The organism is Pseudomonas sp. REP124 (assembly GCF_020164475.1).
GTDB lineage: Bacteria > Pseudomonadota > Gammaproteobacteria > Pseudomonadales > Pseudomonadaceae > Aquipseudomonas.
In genome coordinates, this window is record NZ_JAIQWX010000274.1 from 1 (window position 1) to 3,091 (window position 3,091).

General features: G+C 60.3%; 2 protein-coding genes. One reads left to right on the forward strand and one right to left on the reverse strand.

Going from position 1 to position 3,091, the window contains the following annotated elements; genetic code table 11:
• Positions 1–93: 93 nt before the first annotated feature.
• On the reverse strand, positions 94–885 hold the full coding sequence (locus tag K9857_RS30115; RefSeq protein ID WP_224542190.1) for a crotonase/enoyl-CoA hydratase family protein: 792 nt from the start codon (positions 883–885) through the stop codon (positions 94–96).
• A 419-nt stretch (positions 886–1,304) separates the two neighbouring features.
• Between K9857_RS30115 and K9857_RS30120 the strand changes: the two genes are divergently transcribed.
• Entirely contained in the window at positions 1,305–2,978 is a 1,674-nt protein-coding gene (locus tag K9857_RS30120) for a DEAD/DEAH box helicase (protein WP_224542192.1), read from the forward strand.
• Positions 2,979–3,091: the final 113 nt, after the last annotated feature.

Genomic DNA, 3,091 nt, shown 5'->3' on the forward strand with positions numbered 1-3,091 from the left:
AGCTCATGCATGGAAGACATTCCAAACAATTGAACTGCGATTTCCTGTGGGAGCGAGCCTGCTCGCGATGAGGCCGGTAAAGCCTGCAAAAAATCAGATCCCTTTGAAGACCCCGGGCCGCTTCTCGATCAACGACCTCACCCCCTCCCGCGCATCCTCGGTAGCCAACAACTTCTTCGCCAACCCCGGCAGATTCTTCGCGGCAGCAAGTTCCCCTTCATAACGAGCCTGCCGAGCCGACATCAACGTGGCCTGAACCCCCAGCGGCGCCTGCCTGGCGATGCGCTCTGCCAACTCGATCGCCCGCGGCAGCAAATCCTCACTGGCCACGACTTCCTGCACCAGCCCCAGGTGCAGGGCGTCATGGGCATCGAACTCATCGCCGGTCAGCATCCAGCGCATGGCATTGCCCCAGCCGGCCATCTGATGCAGGCGCAAGGTGGCCCCGCCAAAGGGGAAGATCCCGCGCTGCACTTCCATCTGGGCGAAGCGGGTATTGCTGGCGCAAAGGTTGATGTCGGCGGCCAGCATCAATTCGATGCCGATGGTCAGGCAATAACCCTGTGCGGCGACGATCACCGGCTTGCTGACCCGGGGACCTGCAAACACGCCCCACGGATCGCAGCCTCCGGACGGCGTTTGCCAGCCCTCGATCAGGGTTGAGCTGGCACTTGCCAGATCCAGACCGGCGGTAAAATGCTCGCCATGCCCGAAGACTACCGCCACCCGCGCCTCGCTGTCGGCTTCGAAGTCGCCGTAGGCCAGGCTCAGTGCATTGAGCAGGTCGATGTCGAAGGCGTTGCGCTTGGCGACCCGATCCAGGCCGATCAACAGGACATGACCGCGTTTTTCACGGCTCACACGGCTGGCGTTCAGCTCTTGCATGGTGCATCTCCTGAAGCAGGAAGGGGAGTCGGACCGGCGGTCTGAATCATTCGAGGTGAACCGTTTAAGCGCCATCGCCCGCAGGGCAGGGCCCTTGAAAAATAGACGCTGGCACGACTATCCGCAAAGCGTGTGACAGAACGCCGTACGGATGCATTGAGCGTCAAAAAAAACTCCCTTTTTCGGCAAATTCCGGTATAGTGCGCGCCGGTCTTTAACAGGGCCACGTTTAGGTAGCGCAATTCCCCGAAGTCAACTTCGGTTGCATGTCCGCTTCGGACTCTTCCTTGACGATTCTTTTCATTCAATCGTTTTCGCAAATCCCCGCCGACAAAGCTGCCAGGGCGACTCTTGAGTCTCAACACGGCATGCGCAGCTTTGGAGCATGGGTCTTTGCGGATGCACTTAGAGGCAGACCCATGACCCAGGAAATCGGCGGCTTCGCCGCTCTTGAACTTCATCCCAATATTGTCGCTGCAGTAGTCGCTACCGGCTATGAAGAGCCTTCGGCCATTCAGCAGCAGTCGATCCCGATCATCCTCGCCGGTCACGATATGATTGGTCAGGCGCAAACCGGTACCGGTAAAACCGCCGCCTTTGCCCTGCCTATCCTGCACCGCATTGATCCGTCCAAGCGCGAGCCGCAAGCTCTGATCCTGGCCCCAACTCGTGAGTTGGCGCTGCAAGTTGCAACCGCTTTCGAAACCTACGCCAAGCAAATGCCGGGCGTGACTGTTGTGGCTGTCTACGGCGGCGCGCCGATGGGCCCACAATTGAAAGCAATCCGTAATGGCGCACAGATCGTTGTCGCCACTCCGGGCCGTCTGTGCGACCACCTGCGTCGCGACGAAAAAGTGCTGCAGACCGTGAACCACCTGGTTCTCGACGAAGCAGACGAAATGCTCAAGCTGGGCTTCATGGACGACCTGGAAGTCATCTTCAAGGCCATGCCGGAAACCCGTCAGACCGTATTGTTCTCGGCGACCCTGCCGCAGTCGATCCGTGCCATCGCCGAGCGTCACCTTCGCGATCCAAAGCACGTGAAGATCCAGAGCAAGACCCAGACCGTTACCGCGATCGAGCAGGCTCACCTGCTGGTTCACGCTGACCAGAAGACTTCTGCCGTTCTCAGCCTGCTGGAAGTGGAAGATTTCGACGCGCTGATCATGTTCGTGCGTACCAAGCAAGCGACCCTGGACCTGGCCAGCGCCCTGGAAGCCAAAGGCTACAAAGCCGCTGCGCTGAACGGTGACATTGCCCAGAACCAGCGTGAGCGCGTGATCGACTCCCTCAAGGATGGCCGTCTGGACATCGTTGTGGCGACCGACGTTGCCGCTCGTGGCCTGGACGTACCGCGCATCACTCACGTGTTCAACGTCGACATGCCGTACGATCCGGAGTCCTACGTTCACCGTATCGGCCGTACCGGCCGTGCCGGTCGCGAAGGTCGTGCACTGCTGCTGGTGACTCCGCGTGAGCGCCGCATGCTGCAAGTGATCGAGCGTGTAACCGGTCAGAAGGTTGCCGAAGTTCGTCTGCCGGACGCCCAGGCCGTTCTGGATGCTCGCATCAAGAAACTGACCAACAGCCTGTCGCCGCTGGTGGCTGATGCCGAATCGACCCACGGTGATCTGCTCGATCGCCTGACCGCCGACATCGGTTGCAGCCCACGTGCCCTGGCTGCAGCCCTGCTGCGCAAGGCTACCAACGGTCAAGCGCTGAACCTGGCCGCTATCGAGAAAGAGCGTCCGCTGGTGCCGAACAGTACTCCGCGTGGCGATCGTCCAGAGCGTTCCGGTGACCGTCCTGAGCGTGGCGACCGCGAGCGTCGTGCTCCGATGCCACTGGCCGAAGGTCGTGCACGCTGCCGTACCGCGCTGGGTGCGCGTGACGGTATCGCCGCCAAGAACCTGCTGGGCGCCATCCTCAACGAAGGTGGTTTGGCTCGTGAAGCCATCGGTCGCATCCAGGTGCGTGACAGCTTCAGCCTCGTCGAGCTGCCGGAAGATGGTCTGGAGAAGTTGCTGACCAAGCTGAAGGACACTCGCGTTGCCGGCAAGCAGCTGAAACTGCGTCGCTACCGCGAAGATTGATCGGCTTTCGGGCTGATTGATCGAACAAAAAAATCCCCGACTGGTTCGGGGATTTTTTTTGCCTGTTGTTTGGTGTCAGGCGTGAAATCGGCGGCGCGTCCTTCGCGAGCAAG